Source organism: Arthrobacter sp. zg-Y1143, from assembly GCF_030125565.1.
GTDB lineage: Bacteria > Actinomycetota > Actinomycetes > Actinomycetales > Micrococcaceae > Arthrobacter_B.
Map to the genome: position 1 here is coordinate 221,581 of NZ_JASKLW010000005.1, position 14,240 is coordinate 235,820.

18 protein-coding genes are annotated in these 14,240 nt (G+C 69.5%); 1 reads left to right on the forward strand and 17 read right to left on the reverse strand.

Annotation, left to right across the window (positions count from 1 at the left end; genetic code table 11):
* Nucleotides 1-68: 68 nt before the first annotated feature.
* Both QNN98_RS07515 and QNN98_RS07520 read right to left on the reverse strand, forming a co-directional pair.
* Entirely contained in the window at nucleotides 69-1,328 is a 1,260-nt protein-coding gene (locus tag QNN98_RS07515) for an MFS transporter (RefSeq protein ID WP_283996683.1), read from the reverse strand.
* Nucleotides 1,325-1,954 carry a winged helix-turn-helix domain-containing protein gene (locus tag QNN98_RS07520; protein WP_283996684.1) on the reverse strand — a complete coding sequence of 210 codons (630 nt, stop codon included), beginning with the start codon at nucleotides 1,952-1,954 and terminating at the stop codon, nucleotides 1,325-1,327. The genes QNN98_RS07515 and QNN98_RS07520 overlap by 4 nt, the downstream gene beginning before the upstream one ends.
* 196 nt (nucleotides 1,955-2,150) lie before the next feature.
* On the opposite strand from QNN98_RS07520, the gene QNN98_RS07525 reads away from it, so the two are divergent.
* Complete coding sequence (locus QNN98_RS07525; protein WP_283996685.1) at nucleotides 2,151-3,317, forward strand: acetyl-CoA C-acetyltransferase; 1,167 nt, start codon at nucleotides 2,151-2,153, stop codon at nucleotides 3,315-3,317.
* A 58-nt stretch (nucleotides 3,318-3,375) separates the two neighbouring features.
* Here QNN98_RS07525 and QNN98_RS07530 read toward each other — a convergent pair whose 3' ends face one another.
* From QNN98_RS07530 to QNN98_RS07600, 15 genes are all read right to left on the reverse strand, one after another.
* Nucleotides 3,376-3,657 (reverse strand): hypothetical protein, encoded by a 282-nt coding sequence (locus QNN98_RS07530; protein WP_283996686.1) that lies wholly within the window; start codon nucleotides 3,655-3,657, stop codon nucleotides 3,376-3,378.
* Nucleotides 3,658-3,667: 10 nt separating this feature from the next.
* Nucleotides 3,668-4,051 (reverse strand): ribosomal maturation YjgA family protein, encoded by a 384-nt coding sequence (locus QNN98_RS07535; RefSeq protein ID WP_283996687.1) that lies wholly within the window; start codon nucleotides 4,049-4,051, stop codon nucleotides 3,668-3,670.
* A 278-nt stretch (nucleotides 4,052-4,329) separates the two neighbouring features.
* Nucleotides 4,330-4,929 carry a V-type ATP synthase subunit D gene (locus QNN98_RS07540; RefSeq protein ID WP_283996688.1) on the reverse strand — a complete coding sequence of 200 codons (600 nt, stop codon included), beginning with the start codon at nucleotides 4,927-4,929 and terminating at the stop codon, nucleotides 4,330-4,332.
* 30 nt (nucleotides 4,930-4,959) lie between these two features.
* Entirely contained in the window at nucleotides 4,960-6,372 is a 1,413-nt protein-coding gene (locus QNN98_RS07545; protein WP_283996689.1) for a V-type ATP synthase subunit B, read from the reverse strand.
* Nucleotides 6,365-8,224, reverse strand: a complete 1,860-nt coding sequence (locus tag QNN98_RS07550; RefSeq protein ID WP_283996690.1) for a V-type ATP synthase subunit A — start codon at nucleotides 8,222-8,224, stop codon at nucleotides 6,365-6,367. Before QNN98_RS07550 ends, QNN98_RS07545 begins: the two co-directional genes overlap by 8 nt.
* A gap of 92 nt (nucleotides 8,225-8,316) precedes the next feature.
* Nucleotides 8,317-8,844 carry a hypothetical protein gene (locus QNN98_RS07555; protein WP_283996691.1) on the reverse strand — a complete coding sequence of 176 codons (528 nt, stop codon included), beginning with the start codon at nucleotides 8,842-8,844 and terminating at the stop codon, nucleotides 8,317-8,319.
* Nucleotides 8,841-9,074, reverse strand: a complete 234-nt coding sequence (locus tag QNN98_RS07560) for a hypothetical protein (protein WP_227911002.1) — start codon at nucleotides 9,072-9,074, stop codon at nucleotides 8,841-8,843. Before QNN98_RS07560 ends, QNN98_RS07555 begins: the two co-directional genes overlap by 4 nt.
* Entirely contained in the window at nucleotides 9,071-9,526 is a 456-nt protein-coding gene (locus QNN98_RS07565; protein ID WP_229959426.1) for an ATP synthase subunit C, read from the reverse strand. Before QNN98_RS07565 ends, QNN98_RS07560 begins: the two co-directional genes overlap by 4 nt.
* Nucleotides 9,523-10,812, reverse strand: a complete 1,290-nt coding sequence (locus QNN98_RS07570) for a V-type ATPase 116kDa subunit family protein (protein ID WP_283996692.1) — start codon at nucleotides 10,810-10,812, stop codon at nucleotides 9,523-9,525. Before QNN98_RS07570 ends, QNN98_RS07565 begins: the two co-directional genes overlap by 4 nt.
* Complete coding sequence (locus tag QNN98_RS07575) at nucleotides 10,799-11,740, reverse strand: hypothetical protein (RefSeq protein ID WP_283996693.1); 942 nt, start codon at nucleotides 11,738-11,740, stop codon at nucleotides 10,799-10,801. The genes QNN98_RS07570 and QNN98_RS07575 overlap by 14 nt, the downstream gene beginning before the upstream one ends.
* Entirely contained in the window at nucleotides 11,740-12,183 is a 444-nt protein-coding gene (locus tag QNN98_RS07580; protein WP_227926489.1) for a hypothetical protein, read from the reverse strand. Before QNN98_RS07580 ends, QNN98_RS07575 begins: the two co-directional genes overlap by 1 nt.
* Nucleotides 12,184-12,227: 44 nt before the next feature.
* Nucleotides 12,228-12,548: a ferritin family protein gene (locus QNN98_RS07585; protein ID WP_227911014.1), complete on the reverse strand. Its 321-nt coding sequence runs from the start codon at nucleotides 12,546-12,548 to the stop codon at nucleotides 12,228-12,230.
* Nucleotides 12,549-12,659: 111 nt separating this feature from the next.
* Nucleotides 12,660-13,208, reverse strand: a complete 549-nt coding sequence (locus tag QNN98_RS07590) for a flavin reductase family protein (protein WP_283996694.1) — start codon at nucleotides 13,206-13,208, stop codon at nucleotides 12,660-12,662.
* 10 nt (nucleotides 13,209-13,218) lie between these two features.
* Nucleotides 13,219-13,668 carry a peptide-methionine (R)-S-oxide reductase MsrB gene (msrB, locus tag QNN98_RS07595; RefSeq protein ID WP_227911018.1) on the reverse strand — a complete coding sequence of 150 codons (450 nt, stop codon included), beginning with the start codon at nucleotides 13,666-13,668 and terminating at the stop codon, nucleotides 13,219-13,221.
* A gap of 14 nt (nucleotides 13,669-13,682) precedes the next feature.
* A complete protein-coding gene (locus QNN98_RS07600; RefSeq protein ID WP_227911019.1) occupies nucleotides 13,683-14,174 on the reverse strand; it encodes a hypothetical protein in 492 nt (163 codons plus the stop codon).
* Nucleotides 14,175-14,240 lie beyond the last annotated feature (66 nt).

Below are 14,240 nucleotides of genomic sequence, written 5' to 3' on the forward strand. Positions count from 1 at the left end.
CTGTGGGTTGGAACTGCTGGGGGACTTGTGTCCGCGCCCGACAGTCAGCTGCTCAGAACACAGCTTTCTCATTCTACCCGCCCCGGTCCGGCCGCTCTGACGGGTGTACCGGTGCGGCGCGGCAGCAGGGGAACTGCGGCCAGCAGGCAGGCGGCGCCCATGGCGGCAACCAGAACCTGGTACGGCAGGACGCCGATCAGGATGGCAGCAAGCAGCGACGCGGCAACCTGGGGGAGGTTGGTCATGACCTGGGTGACTGCGGCGGTTCGCCCCTGCATGTCCAGCGGTGTCGCTTCCTGTCGCAGCGTCACGAAGGCGATGACCAGCCAGGAGACACCTGCGCCCACCGCAGCAGCCCCGGCCAGGACCAGCGGCAGGACGGTAAGTGCGGTGGCCAGCACGCCGCCCGCGAGCAGGAGGACACCGGAAACCATGCACCGGCGCAATCCGAGACACCGGATCACCCCGCTTGCCGTGAGTCCGCCCAGAATAGCCGTGCCACCCTGCACGCCCAGCAGCACGCTCAGGAATTCCGGCGGCCGGCCCAACCCCTGTTCCACGGTGGCGAAAACCGTCACGTTGAGGATTCCGGTTGCGCCCAGGGCAATTCCCAGGGACAGCAGTGCCCGGCGAAGCAGCGGGTGCCCGCGCAGGAAGGAGATGCCCGCCGTCGTGCTTTTCCAAAACGTCTCGTCCTCCGCCTTGACGTGGACCGTTTCGGCCAGCTTCAAGGTTGCCAGGACAAGTGCGGCCACGATGAAGCACCCGCTGGCCAGCAGGACAACGGTGTCCATTCCACACAATGCAAGCATCCCTGCCCCCACCAGCGGAGAAACAATGCGCAGTCCTTGGTCGATGCTGCTGAGTACGCCGTTTGCGGGGGCCAGGAGGCGGATCTCCAGCAGGTCGCGGAGCAGTCCGGATTGGGCGGCAGCGGTGATGTAGGAGGAAATGGCGTAAATAAAAATCACCGTATAGACCAGCCAAACGCTGCCCGCACCGCGGACCGCCAAAAGTGTCAGGACCACGCCGCCGGCAGCAAGGTTGGTGAGGATGAGCAGCGGCCTGCGCCGGTTCCGGTCTGCCAGCCGCCCGGTGAAGGGTGCCAACAATGCGGGGAGGCCGAGTGCGGCGAACACCAGGCCGGCGGCGGCGTCGCTGCCGGTGAGCTGCTTGACCCAGATAGCCGCTGTCAGGAACAGGACTGAGTCGCCGAAGTTGGAGAAGACCCAGGCCAAGGCCAGCCGGCGGAAGCCCGGCACCCGCAGCACGTCCCGGTTGGTACCGACGGTCGTTGGGGCAGTGTTCCTTCCTGTCCCGGTGCTCATTCCTGCCCCGGATCGATGTTCAGCACGGAGAACAGGCGCACCGGGACAGCACCTTCGGGGCGTTGCCCGGGATCCTCCCAGCGGCCTTCGAAGCGACGGGTCAGGTTCCATACTTCTTCGCGCAGCTGCCGGATTTCCTCATGCGTGGCGTAGGTACGGGCCTCGTACACCGTTGAAACGTCCAGATCCTCCGGCGGCAGCCCGGGGGAGCGGTGCAGCCAGTCCTGGATCCGCACGGCCTGCCGTTCCACCTCCAGGGCAGCCATGGCGGAAACGGCATGTGCCGAGCCGGGCTGGCCCGGATCAATGACGTGGGACCGGTGCCGGGAAACCGGCCGCCACGGCTTTTCGCGCCCCGGCTGCTCGACCTGTTCGATGTAACCGTGCCGGGCAAGCATGCGCAGGTGATAGGAGCAGCTGGCCACGGATTCTCCGATGACTGCGGCGCACTGTGTGGCAGTGGCGCTGCCGGCGTCGTCGAGGTAGGCCAGCAGCTCCAGCCGGACCGGATGCGCCAGTGCGCGGATGCGTACCGGGTCCGAGACCACCTGTTCGCCCGGCACGCCGGGTGTTGCCGGGGCTGTGCTGCTTCCCTTGCCAGTGGCGGGCTCGCGGTCTTGTTCCATGGGGTGAGCCTAAATGCTAAAGAAACCTTTAGCAAGGGTTCTTTAGATCGGAATCCGGATCCGTACCCTTGGCGGTGACGGCGGGACCGCGGATTCGTACCGCTGGTACGGGACGCGCGGCGTCGAAGTCCTCTAATGTGGTGCACGGCACGTACGTGCTCTCACCCGCCTTACAACGACGAAAGGCCCTCCAATCATGGCTGAAGCGTTCATCATCGATGCCGTCCGCACGCCCGTCGGCAAGCGCAACGGGGGACTGAGTAAGATCCACCCGGCCGATCTTGCCGCCCACGTGCTTGCCGAGACGGTCCGCCGCAGCGGCATCGATTCCGAGGAATATGACGAGGTCATCCTGGGCGCCATCGACCAGGTCGGTCCCCAGGCCATGGATATTGCCCGCACTTCCTGGCTGGCGGCCGGGCTGTCGGAGCGGGTTCCGGGAACCACCGTGGAGCGGCAGTGCGGCTCCGGCCAGCAGGCGGTGTCCTACGCGGCGCAGGCTGTGATGAGCGGCACCAGCGACCTGGTGATTGCCGGCGGCGTGCAGAGCATGTCCTCCGTGCCGCTGTCCTTCGCCAATACCGCCGCGAAGGAACTGGGTTTTCCGAATCCGTTTGCCGGATCCGTGGGCTGGGAGAAGCGCTACGGCAACCAGCAGGTCTCCCAGTTCATCGGCGCAGAGATGATGGTGAAGCAGTGGGGGCTGAGCCGGGAGGAGATGGAGGACTTCGCCGTCGAATCCCATGTGCGTGCCATTGCGGCACAGGCCGAGGGCCGCTTTGACCGGGAGATCCTGCCGATGAACGGCGTTACCGCGGACGAAGGTCCCCGTGACCCGAACCGGGCCAAGATTGCCACCCTGGCACCGCTGGCCGAAGGCGGCTCCCTGACCGCAGCTACCTCGTCCCAGATTTCCGACGCCGCCGCCGTCCTGCTGCTGGCCTCCGAGGATGCAGTCCGCCGCTACGGGCTCAAGCCCCGCGCCCGCATCCACTCCATCTCCGCCCGCGGCGATGACCCCATCATGATGCTCAGCGCCCCCATCGAGGCCACCCGGCACGCGCTCAAGCGCACCGGGATGAGTATCGGGGACATCGATCTGTTCGAGATCAACGAAGCCTTCGCCTCCGTGGTGCTGGCCTGGCAGCGGGAGCTCGGGGTGGACATGGCCAAGGTCAACGTCAACGGCGGCGGCATTGCCCTGGGCCATCCGATCGGAGCCACAGGTGCCCGGATCATGACCACCCTGCTGCACGAGCTGGAGCGCACCGGCGGCCGCTACGGGCTGCAGACCATGTGCGAAGGCGGCGGGCAGGCGAACGTCACCATCATCGAGCGGCTGGACGAGGGCTTCCGGCTGTAGGCAGGCTGCGCAGGCGCGGCCCGGTTGGCCGGTGCCGCCGGTTAGACGGCCCCGCCGCTCAGGCGGGGCCGTCCACGGGGTACCCCGAGGCGTAGGCGACCCACTGTCCGGACCCTGTCTCCGGGCACTGCTCGAGCATGGCTCGTTCAGTGACCTGGTAGTCCGCCGGTGCCTGCCGATACATCACCTTCACCAGGTCGATGTCCCGGTCCACGCGTCCGTCCTTCCACAGCACGTCATAGCGGAAGGCCCGGACCGGCCGGCGCCGCCACAGTGAAGGACGCATATACGCGGTGGCGCGGAATGCTAAGGGAATGGGGTCGCGGTCATTGGCTGGCACGGCACCATGCTTACACAGGTGGTCCGGCGGCCGGGCGCCGCCCGCCGGTCCGCCGTCCAAACCGCAGATCCAGCAGGAACACGGCCGCTGCTCCGGCAACATACGCCGGCAGGTCCCAGGCGTTGAACGTGGTGCCCAGCACCAGGCGCAGCGGCGGCCACTGCGCACCCCACCGGGCAGGGTACGGGGTGAGCTGGAACAGCTCGATCAGCATGCAGACCACGACGGCGGCGCCCGCCAGCCGCCAACGCCGCGCCCCGGGCAGGAGAAAGGCCAGCAGCAGGTACATCAGCGCTGCATACAGGATGCCGCCGGACGCGTCGCCCAGCAGTCCCGGCAACCCGGTGCGGGCAAACAGGCCCAGCGCCAGGACAACGACGGCGGCGCAGGCCACGGCGGCGCGGCGGCGGGAAGTCCGCGGCGGGATGTTCGGGTGCGGGGTGCTCGGGTGCGGGGTGTTCGGGTCTATGGGAACGGCGCGGGAGGTTCGGGATACCCGGGGGCCGGTGGATGAAGTGTCGATGCCGTCACAGTACCCAAAGATTTCCGTCCAAAGAGGAGCCCGTCCGGGACCGCGCCCTCATCGAAAAGGCAAAAATTACCGATTATCCGGCGAAAAACGGTAATTTTTGCTTTCTCGATCGAGGCAACGGCTATTTGTGCCTTTTCGGCTCACATGAGTCCGGCGGCCCAGCGCAGCCGCAGGCTTTCCTCCAGTTCCTGCTCCGCGATCCGCCGTTCAATGGCGGTCAGCTGTTCCTCCAGCCGCGGAATCCACCGGTTCTCCACGGCGCGCTGCCGGGTGCGCGTGGCGGCCAGTTCCTCCGAGACCAGCAGCAGCGCCCGCTGGCTCGCGGCCGCGGCTACGGCAGCTTCCAACGCAGTCCGGTGTGCCGCCGCAGCGTAGGCCAATGCGGAGGTGCCCCCGGCCGGCGGCGCCGCAGGAACCGTGCAGGACGCATCTTCGGGATAGGAAATACCCATCGCCCCGCCCCAGCGGACCGTGGCCAGCGCGGTGTCCGACGGCGCTGCCTCCGCCAGACGGTCAGCCCCGTCCAGCGCCGTGGTCCGCCGCAGCCACACGGCAGCTTCCCGGGCCAGTTCCTCCCAGGCCAGCCGCGCGGCGTCGGCCCTTTCCGCCAGCCCGTCGATGGAACGCTGCAGGATGCGCTGCTTGCGGTCCAGCAGTTCCGCACCGCGCCGGGCGGTGGCCAGCCGGCGCTGAACTTCGGCACGCTCTGCCCGGCTTCCCCCGGACCGGAACCCGCTCACGGCTGCACTCCGCTCACGGCTGCGCCCCGCTCACAACCGGGCCCCGCCCACGGCCCCGGGCAGGTACCGGTCCAGGAACTCGCCGGAAAGCATGGTCAGTTCCCGCCGGGGCAGCAGGGACAGTGCCTGCCAGGCCAGATCCAGGGTCTGCTCCAAGGTGCGCAACTCGTCGCGGCCCTGGTGGAGCAGTTCCTTTTCCACCACGGAGCGGAACTCTATGTAGGCCTTGTCGGTCTCACTCAGTGCGGCCGCTCCCACCAGTTCAGCGAGCTCGGACGCGGACCGGGCCCGGGCCATCGCGGACAGGACCTGCGCGGCCACGTCGAGGTGGTCCTCCCGGGTCCGGCCTTTACCCGCACCGCTGCGCATGAGCCGGGACAGTGAGGAGAGCACATCCACGGGCGGGTAGATCCCGCGGGCGTCGATGTCGCCGTCGAGCACTATCTGCCCCTCGGTGATGTAGCCGGTAAGGTCCGGCACCGGGTGGGTGATGTCTCCGGCGGGCATGGTCAGCACCGGAACAATGGTGACCGAGCCTTCCCGTCCCCGCACCCGGCCGCAGCGTTCGTACAGGGTGGCCAGGTCGCTGTAGAGGTAGCCCGGGTACCCGCGCCGGGCCGGGATTTCCCGCCGGGCAGCGGAGACCTCGCGGACCGCCTCCGCATAGCTGGTCATGTCCGACATCACCACCAGCACGTCGGCGCCGTCGTCGTAGGCCAGCGACTCGGCAAGGGTCAGTGCAATCCGGGGCGTGAGGATGCGTTCAATCACCGGATCGTCGGCGGCGTTGAGCAGCAGCACCAGTTCTCCGGCGGACGAACGTTCCTCCAGTCGGTCCCGGATGTAGGCGATGTCTGCGTGCGTCATGCCCATCGCGGCGAACACCACCCGGAAGGCACGGCCGGAGGAAGTGGTGGCCTGCGCGGCGATCTGCGTGGCCAGGGTCAGGTGCGGCAGCCCCGGGATGGAGAAGATAGGCAGCTTCTGCCCGCGGACCAGGGTGGTGAGGGCATCCACCACGGAGACCCCGGTGATCACCGGATCCTGCGGCGGTTCCCGGTAGACGGGGTTCAGCGGCCAGCCGCCGACAGGAGAGGAATGCTCAGCGGTCACTGGAGGGCCGCCGTCGAGCGGTTCCCCGCGGCCGTTGCAGACCCGGCCCAGCCAGTCCGTGCCCACCGGCACCGCGAGGGGCCGGCCCCGGAAGCGGACTTCCACCCCGCCCAGGGACATGCCCTCGGTGCCCTCCAAGACCTGCAGAGTGGTCTCGTCGCCGTCGATCTCCAGGACCAGGGCATGGCGCTCGGCCCCGCCGTCCACTGAAACGTTGGCGAACTCGTCCCAGCCCACGCCCTGGGTGTCCCCAAGGACCAGCAAGGGGCCGCGTAGCTCGCGCACGTCGCTGTGGCCCAGCCGAGCCGCGTGGCTGCTCTCGTTAGCCATGGGCGTCTCCCGCCGTTGGTTGGGGTTCCGGGGCCGGTTCCGGCGCCGGGGACGGTGCGGAGGCGGGCACGGCGTCCGCGGGGGAGGCCGGGGCCTGCTCCAGGTCCGCCGCCAACTGCCGGACAAACGCCCGGCCCCGCTGCTGCACGCCTTCGGCGTCCGTGGGACCGGTGTCCTCCCGCAGCCGCAGCACCGGGGTGAAGTCATAACGGTCGACGTCGGCCGGCGGCACTCCGCGTCCCACCAGCGTCTGGCAGGTGTCCACCACGTCCAGGACTGTTTGCAGCAAGGCGGCCCCCTTGGCTTCGGAGCTGTAGCCGTCATTGGGGCTCAGTGCGTTCTGCAGCAGCACTCCGTCGCGCAGCAGGCGCCCGCCCAGCAGCACCATCTGCTCGTGTCCGGGCAGGGAACCGGCCCCGATAATCTCGGCCAGCGCGGTCAGCCGGTCCGCTTCGGCCAGGAGCAGGGAAGCCTGCGCCCGCCGCTGCGCCCACTGCGGGTCCCCGTGGGCGGAGTACCAGCGGCCCAGCGACTCGGCGTCGCGGGAGAAGGAGCCGCGCCAGCTGACCGCGGGATAGTGCCGGGAGTAGGCCAGGTCCCGGTCCAGCAGCCACAGGGACCGGACAAAACGCTGGGTGCCGGTGGTGACCGGTTCGCTCATGTCCCCGCCGGGAGGGGAGACCGCGCCGATCACGGTGACCGACGCCGTCGCCCCGCCCAGGGTGCGTACCCGGGCGGCCCGCTCGTAGAAGGCGGCGAGCTCACTGGCCAGGGACGCGGGGTAGCCTTCCTCGGCGGGCAGGTCCCCGTTGCGGTTGGCGAACTCGCGCAGGGCTTCGGCCCAGCGGGAGGTGGAGTCTGCAATCACCACCGCGTCGTAGCCCATGTCGCGGAAGAACTCGGCCACGGTCACGCCGGTGGCAATGGAAGCTTCCCGGGCCATCATGGGCATATTGGAGGTGTTGGCAATGATGACGGTCCGGTCAATGAGTTTGCCGCCGGTCCGCGGGTCATCGAGCCCGGAGAGCCCGTCCAGCACGTCGGCCATCTCGTTGCCGCGCTCGCCGCAGCCCACATAGACAATCACATCTGCGTCGGACCACTTGGCAATCTGCTGCAGGGTCAGGGTCTTGCCCGTGCCGAACCCGCCGGGCACCGCGGCTGCTGATCCGCGGGGCAGGGGGAAGAGCAGGTCAAGGACCCGTTGGCCGGTCTGCAGCGGCACCACGTCGGTGATGCGCTCGCCGAAGGGACGCGGGGTGTGCACCGGCCACCGCTGGGCCAGCGGCACCTCCACCGTGCCGATCCGGGCCACGGCTTCCAGCGGGCGGACCTTCCCCTCGGCCAGCCAAGTCACTTCCCCGGACACGGCAGGGGGTGCCAGCACCCGGAATTCCAACGTTCCGGCCTCGGGCACGGTGCCCAGCACCTGCCCGCCGGTCACGGTATCGCCCACGGCCACCGACGGCGCGAACTCCCACTGTGTGTCCAGCACCGCCGGGTCCTCGGCCGAGCCCTGCCGCTGCTGGGTCAGCCACAGCGGGGCCGAGGAGAGCGGGCGCAGCAGCCCGTCAAAGACAGTGCCCAGCAGGCCCGGTCCCAGCAGTCCCGCGAGCTGGTGGCCGGTGCGCACCGCGGGGTCGCCGGCTTTCAGCCCGCCGGTGTATTCGTAGGCCTGCAGGGTGGCTTCGTCACCGTTGATGGATACGGCCTGGGCGGCAATGCCGTCCGGACCGATGTTGACCACCTCGAGCATGGACAGGCCGGGGAGTCCGCTGATTTCCACCAGCGGTCCGCTGACCCGGGTAATCCTGCCGCTGTCCGCCGGACGGGAAGCGCCCGCGGCCGGCATCGCCGCGGCCGGCCCGGGTGCGGCCGGCCCGGGTGTTGCGGGCCCGGGTGTTGCCGCCTCCGTTGTTAACGCTTCCGATGCAGCCGGCTTCCTTACCCGTCGTCCCATAACCTGCGCACCTCCCCGGCGTGGTCATCCATGGCCTGCAGGGCCAGAGTGGGCAGCGACAGGTCCAGGCGCCTGGAACCGGCACTGCCGGTCACGCCGCCCTTGTAGCTCTCCGTCACCGAGGCCATGGGTCCCAGCAGCCGGTCCGCCTCGGCGGTGAGCCTGCGGAGGATTTGCGGATAACGCGGGTCCCGGCGGAGTTCACGGGCCTGCTCCAGCACCTGTGCCTGCAGGAGGGAGCGCAGGTGTTCCTGCTCGGCCAGCACGGTCCGGCGTGCCTGCCGCCGGGCCCGGGCGGAGGACGCTGCCGCCTCAGCGCGTGCGGCCTCGGCCCCGTCCCGCCGTGCCGCGGCCAGGATGCCGTCAGCTTCCGCCTGTGCCCGGGACATGGTGTCCGTTGCCTGCTGCCGCGCCGCCGCGATTGTCCGGGCTGCGGCAGTATCCGCGTCCTGCGCCAGCGCCTGCCGCACTGGTGCCAGGGCGGCGTCTGCCCCCTGCAGCAGCCGGCTCATGAGGGCAGCACCATGGTCAGCGGGGACAGGGGATTCTCCCGTTCGACGACGAGGTGCCCGGCGGCGTCGGGGGTCAGCAGCACCACCGCCACGGAGTCCGGCAGCCGGAACCAAGCCGCACGTACGTCTGCCGCACCGGCGGCGGGATAGAGCAGTGCGCCGGCTAGCCGGTAGCCCTGCAGCAGGGCGGCACTACCCAGCGCGGCCACGGTGCCCTCGCGGCGGCTCATGCCTGCCCGATGAGGATGATCGAGATGATCAGCCCGTAAATGGCGATGCCTTCGGCAAGGCCCACCACCACCATGGCCCGGCCGAAAATTTCCGGCCGCTCACTCATGGCCGCCAGCGCCGCGGACCCGGTGTAGGCCACCGCAATGGCCGCGCCGATGGAGGATCCGGCCACGGCAATGGCCGCTCCCAGCAGGGCGGCGCCGCTGCTGTCGCTGCCGTCCGTGGCCGCCGCGACGGCGGTTGCGGCAGCTCCGCCGTCGCCCGCTGTGGCCGGGACGGCGTTCAGGGCGGCGACGAGCAGTGCCAAGGCTCCGCCCATCAGCACGGCGTTGAAGCCGAGCAGGGCGCGGACGCCGGCCCGGCGGCGGCGGCGCATGAGTACGACGGCGCCAATGGTAATCACTACGGTTAGGACAAGGACCAGCGGAAGGCCGGCAAACCAGGGATTCACGGCAGGTGCCTTTCAGCAGGGGCGAGGGACGGGCTCCAGGGCCGGAAGCGGCGGCCTTCTTCGGAGAAAACACGCGAGAACAGTTCGTAGTACTCCAGCCGCAGTGCCTGGATTCCGGCCACCAGTCCCTCCAGGGCGAACGTGAGCACGTTGCCGAGTACGAACATCAGAATGGCCGGGATGATCCGCCAACCCGGTTCCCAGATAGCGGTGGTGGCCTGCCACACGACCATCATCAGCGCGGCGTGGGTGAGGCCGAAGGCCGCCAGCCGGGTGAAGGAGACCAGGTTCGACGCCAGCTGGACCACGGTATCCACCAGCTCCACCGTGGCCTGCAGCCCGCCCGTGGCCCCGCCGCCCGATTCGGCGAACAGTCCGATGAAGATAAAAACCAGGGCGACCAGGGCCGCGACGCCGGCAAAGACCAGGATCACCCCGCTGCCGGCCAGCAGCCCCCAGGCCACCAGCCCGATCGCGGCGAACAGCAGTGCGCCGGCCAGCCCTGAGCGGGCGTACAAGGCATAACCCCAGCCGCCTTCCCGCACCCGGTTGATGGTGCCCAAGGCGTAGGAGCCGGCCAGCAGCACCGCACCCAGGACCAGTGCGGCGACGATCAGCGGAATAGGTTCCTCCAGGGGTTCCAGCCAGAGCACCGGCAGCACGCCGGTGGGGCCGAAGAACTCCCCGTACAGGACCCCGAAGAACACCGCCATCACGCCGGCGCCGGTGATGAACAGCCAGGTGCGCCGGTAGCGCTCCAGCCAGGGCACGTTCAGGAACCGGATCAGCAGCCCGGCAATCACCAGCAGCAGGCCCTGCCCGGCGTCGCCGAACATCATCCCGAACATCACCACGTACGCCACCCCCGCGATGCGGGCCGGATCCAGATCGGCGTACGGGACGGTGGTGTAGGTGTCCACCAGCAGGCGCTGCAACGGCGGGACTTTGCGCGGCGTGCCGGTGCCGGTGAGCTGGGTGGGCGGCTGCACACCGCGCGGGTGGCGCAGCGGGACGGCGGCGGCGCCGTGCGGTTCCAGTGCAGTGCGCAGTTCCGGCAGCTGCCGGGTGGGGGACCAGCCCACCAGGGCGGCCACCGGTCCGTGCACAACGGCGGCCTCCGCGGCCCGGTCCAGTTCCTCCGGACCGTCGCCGGGTTCGTAGGGGAGGTCCAGTTCGACGGCGCCGCTGGCCGCCACCTCGGTGAGCGCGGCACGCTGGGACTCCAGCGGCCAGACCAGGGCAATGCGCTCCATCCGCAGGGGGCTGAGGGTTTCACGCCACGGCATCAAGCACCTCGCTTCCGCCGGTTCCGGCAGCCGCGGCGGCCAGGGCGGCCCGGACGCGCCAGGCATCGGCTGCCAGTACGGCCATGGCGCCCAGCACCACGTCGGGTCCGGGCAGGCCGGCCCGGAGCAGGCCGAATCCGTCGGTTTCCACCTGCGCGGCCAGCTGCACTTCGGCTCGCCAGAGGCCCTGCGGGTCCTGTGTGGCGCTTAGGGCCCGTCCGGCGGCCGGGCTCAGGGACACCGCGAGTTCGGGCAGCGAGGCGGCATCAGTCCATCCGGTGCCCAGCAAGGGCCGCAGCAGGGAGACCAGCCGGTCCGGCGGGCGGGTCCGGTCCACCAGGAGCAGCCGGGCGGCCAGCAGGACAGCGGCGGACACTGCCCACGGCCGGGCACCTGCGGCGGCGCCGGCCAGCCGGCGCAGCCACACGGCGGTGAGGATGTCCGGGAGCTGGGCTGCCGTCCCGGGGTCGCCCCAGGGGCTGGCGGCCAGCATGGCGTGCAGTGTTTCGGGGGATTCGGCGGTGCGCAGCCGGGGCCAGGCCGTAGCCAGACCGCCCAGATCGTAGAGCGGAGCAGGCGCCATGTCGGTTCCCGCGGGCAAAGTGCCGGTGTGCAGGGCAGCAGCCAGGGCAATGATGTTGTCCGCTTCGAAGCGGGCGGCGGCGGCCCGGATCAGCGGGGTTCCGCCGGCGGGAAGCCAGCCGGCCAGGACGCGCAGCTGCCACAGGACGGTGCGTCGGGTGGCGTGCTGGGCTTCGCCCAGGGAGCGGGCTGCGGTGAGGTCGGGGCCGTACACAGAGTCGGCCAGGGCCTCGGCGGCGGTGGGAAGACTGGCCATCGCGGCAACTTCCCGGCAGGTACCGGCACCGACCCGGCGCTGGGCCATGGACCGTGCCCGGACGGAGGCCGCCACCCAGTCCGCGCGCATTAGCTGCTGTCCGTTCCGCGCCCGAGCAAATCCGAGACGAGGTCGGCCACAATCGCGCCGGCCAGTTCGGGTATCCGGGATTCGCCCCGGCGGCGCAGCTCGGCTGCCTGTTCGCGGGCCCGGCCGAGCATGTCTTCGTCTGCCCGGGCAGCGTCGGCGGAAACCCGGGCGGCGGCGTCGGCCCGCACCGCTGCACTGTCCATGTGCGCCTGCTCCACCAGGGTCGCGGCCTGGAGACGGGCGGCAGCCACGGTGGATCCGGCGTCGGCTTCGGCCTTGGCCGTCAACTGCTGCCCGGCCGCGATGGCGGAGTCCAGGGCCTCGAAGACGGGAATCAGTTCAGCGGCCGGTCCCTGGTCATCGACGGCCGGAACTCCGGCGGGCCCGGCCGGACCGGGTGCACCTACGGGGCGGAAACGGTCCAGCAGGCTGTTGCGTGCCATGCGGCACCTCCCTGAGCGGAGGATGGGTGGACTGCTCGGGCGGGCTAGTCTCCGGTGGCCTCGGCCTCGGAGTCCTCTCCGTGCCGGACTATGTCGCCCTCGGTGAAGAGGATCCCTTGGGCTATTTCACGCCACAGGGGAGTGCGGCGGAGCAGGAACTCCAGTTCCATGCTGAAGTGCTTGAACTCTTCGCCGAGGGAATCAAGCATGATGGCCCGGGACTGGGCGTCGGGTTCAACGGCCATCCGCTGCACGTACCAGCCAATGGCTTCGGCTTCTTCACTTAGGCTGGCGCACATGCGGGTAAAGGTGCGGGTTTCCGCGGGAAGTTCAGACGGCGGCTCATGGTACTGATCTGTGCCCATTTGCATCTCCTCAGGACCGGTGGTTCCGCACCCTCTGAGCGGTGAGCGGAACGTTTCCCCCGTCCATCGAGGTTACGTTTGGGTCCCGCCGGAAACAATGGTCGGGCGGGTTCAGCGGCCCAACCGGGCGTAGGCGCCTGCAAAGTGGACGAGCGGGTCCGCCTCGTCGTCGGCGGACGCGCGCCGGCCCATGGATACCACTTCGCCCACGATGAGCAGGTGGGTGGCCGCCGTCGTCACCTGCGTGGTGCGTACCTCGAACCAGGCAACGGAGCCCTCAATCACCGCGGCGCCGGTTTCCGGTCCGCGGCCGTAGTCAACCTGGTTGAGCAGCCCCTCCAGGGGCGAGCCGGGGCTGGCGAGCCAGTTGGCGGTGCCGCGCAGCCGTGCCGGCAGCAGGCTCAGGGCCCAGCTGCCGGCATCGACCACGGCCTCTGCGATGCGGGCCTCGGCGTAGAGACTCACCAGCAGGGTGGGCGGGTCGTAGGAGACGGAGAGGAAACCGCTGACGGTGGCGGCATAGTCACGCCCGCGCAGCCGGGTGGAGACCACGCCGACGCCGGAGGCAATGTCCGCGCTCAGCTCCCGGTACCGGTTCGTTGCCTCGTCCGGGATGTCCGGCCCCGTTACGGGGTCGGCCGGGAAAACTCCGTACTCCAACGCCGGTCCTTTACGGTTCGGTGGTGCTGCCGGCGCCGTCGCCCGGTACCAGCTTCACCGAAATGGAGTTGATGCAGAACCGCTGGTCGGTGGGCGTATCAAAGCCTTCGCCCTCGAACAGGTGGCCCATGTGCGAGTCGCAGTTGGCGCAGCGGACCTCAATGCGGTCCATGCCCATGCTGCGGTCGTGCAGGTAACGGACCTTGCCCTCGGCCAGCGGGGCGAAGAAGGACGGCCACCCGCAGTGCGAATCGAACTTCTCGTTGCTGGTGAACAGGTCGCTGCCGCAGGCCCGGCACTGGTACACGCCGGCGGTCTTGGTGTCCCAGTATTCGCCGGTGTAGGGCCGTTCGGTGCCGGCCTTGCGCAGGACGGCGAATTCCTCGGGGGACAGTTCCTCGCGCCACTGCTCGTCGGACTTTTGCACCGGGATGGTCCCGGCGTTCTCTTCGGTAGTCATATCCGCGTCAACGCTTAAGAGTCGCCAATAAATCCCGAGCCGCTGTACAGGTGCAGTACCGGCACGCCCAGCCGGTCCTGGGCCTCGTTGGCCCAGTCGGTGCGGAAAGTGTCTTCGATGGCGTGCGGGGTGGTGATGACCACCACCTGATCCGCCTGCGTACGCTTGGCGGTTTCGACGACGGCGGTCACCGGCTCCTCGCCGGTGACTGTGCCGGTGGCTTCCAGGCCGGAGGCCTGCATCAGTTCCAGCGATTCGGCCAGTTCGGTGACGGCGGCTTTCACCTCGTCGGCCTTGGAGGGCCGGTCACCGGTGAGGTTCTTGAACGCGGCGGAGAATTCCAGCAGGCTCAGGTTGTCCAGCACGTCCACCAGCAGGTTCCGGCCCGGATCGGCCGGGACCAGCACCTCAAAGCGGGTGGGGGTATCACCGGCCAGGGCACGCAGGTTTTCAATGTCGCCGGGAACCAGCGATTCTTCGGTCAGCACCACAATTGTCGAGGTCATGGCCACCAGCCTAATATGCCCGCCGCTCCGGCACGGCTCGGCGCGGCGCGGCCTCGATGCGCGGCA

Bases quoted from the DNA above. Each gene is read 5' to 3' on its own strand.
- QNN98_RS07555 (WP_283996691.1), bottom strand. From the start codon at position 8,844: ATGAGCCGGCTGCTGCAGGGGGCAGACGCCGCCCTGGCACCAGTGCGG.
- QNN98_RS07515 (WP_283996683.1), bottom strand. From the start codon at position 1,328: ATGAGCACCGGGACAGGAAGGAACACTGCCCCAACGACCGTCGGTACC.
- QNN98_RS07570 (WP_283996692.1), bottom strand. From the start codon at position 10,812: ATGCCGTGGCGTGAAACCCTCAGCCCCCTGCGGATGGAGCGCATTGCC.
- QNN98_RS07520 (WP_283996684.1), bottom strand. From the start codon at position 1,954: ATGGAACAAGACCGCGAGCCCGCCACTGGCAAGGGAAGCAGCACAGCC.
- QNN98_RS07560 (WP_227911002.1), bottom strand. From the start codon at position 9,074: ATGAGCCGCCGCGAGGGCACCGTGGCCGCGCTGGGTAGTGCCGCCCTG.
- msrB (WP_227911018.1), bottom strand. From the start codon at position 13,668: ATGACTACCGAAGAGAACGCCGGGACCATCCCGGTGCAAAAGTCCGAC.
- QNN98_RS07550 (WP_283996690.1), bottom strand. From the start codon at position 8,224: ATGCCGGCCGCGGGCGCTTCCCGTCCGGCGGACAGCGGCAGGATTACC.
- QNN98_RS07600 (WP_227911019.1), bottom strand. From the start codon at position 14,174: ATGACCTCGACAATTGTGGTGCTGACCGAAGAATCGCTGGTTCCCGGC.
- QNN98_RS07575 (WP_283996693.1), bottom strand. From the start codon at position 11,740: ATGCGCGCGGACTGGGTGGCGGCCTCCGTCCGGGCACGGTCCATGGCC.
- QNN98_RS07580 (WP_227926489.1), bottom strand. From the start codon at position 12,183: ATGGCACGCAACAGCCTGCTGGACCGTTTCCGCCCCGTAGGTGCACCC.
- QNN98_RS07585 (WP_227911014.1), bottom strand. From the start codon at position 12,548: ATGGGCACAGATCAGTACCATGAGCCGCCGTCTGAACTTCCCGCGGAA.
- QNN98_RS07545 (WP_283996689.1), bottom strand. From the start codon at position 6,372: ATGGCTAACGAGAGCAGCCACGCGGCTCGGCTGGGCCACAGCGACGTG.
- QNN98_RS07525 (WP_283996685.1), top strand. From the start codon at position 2,151: ATGGCTGAAGCGTTCATCATCGATGCCGTCCGCACGCCCGTCGGCAAG.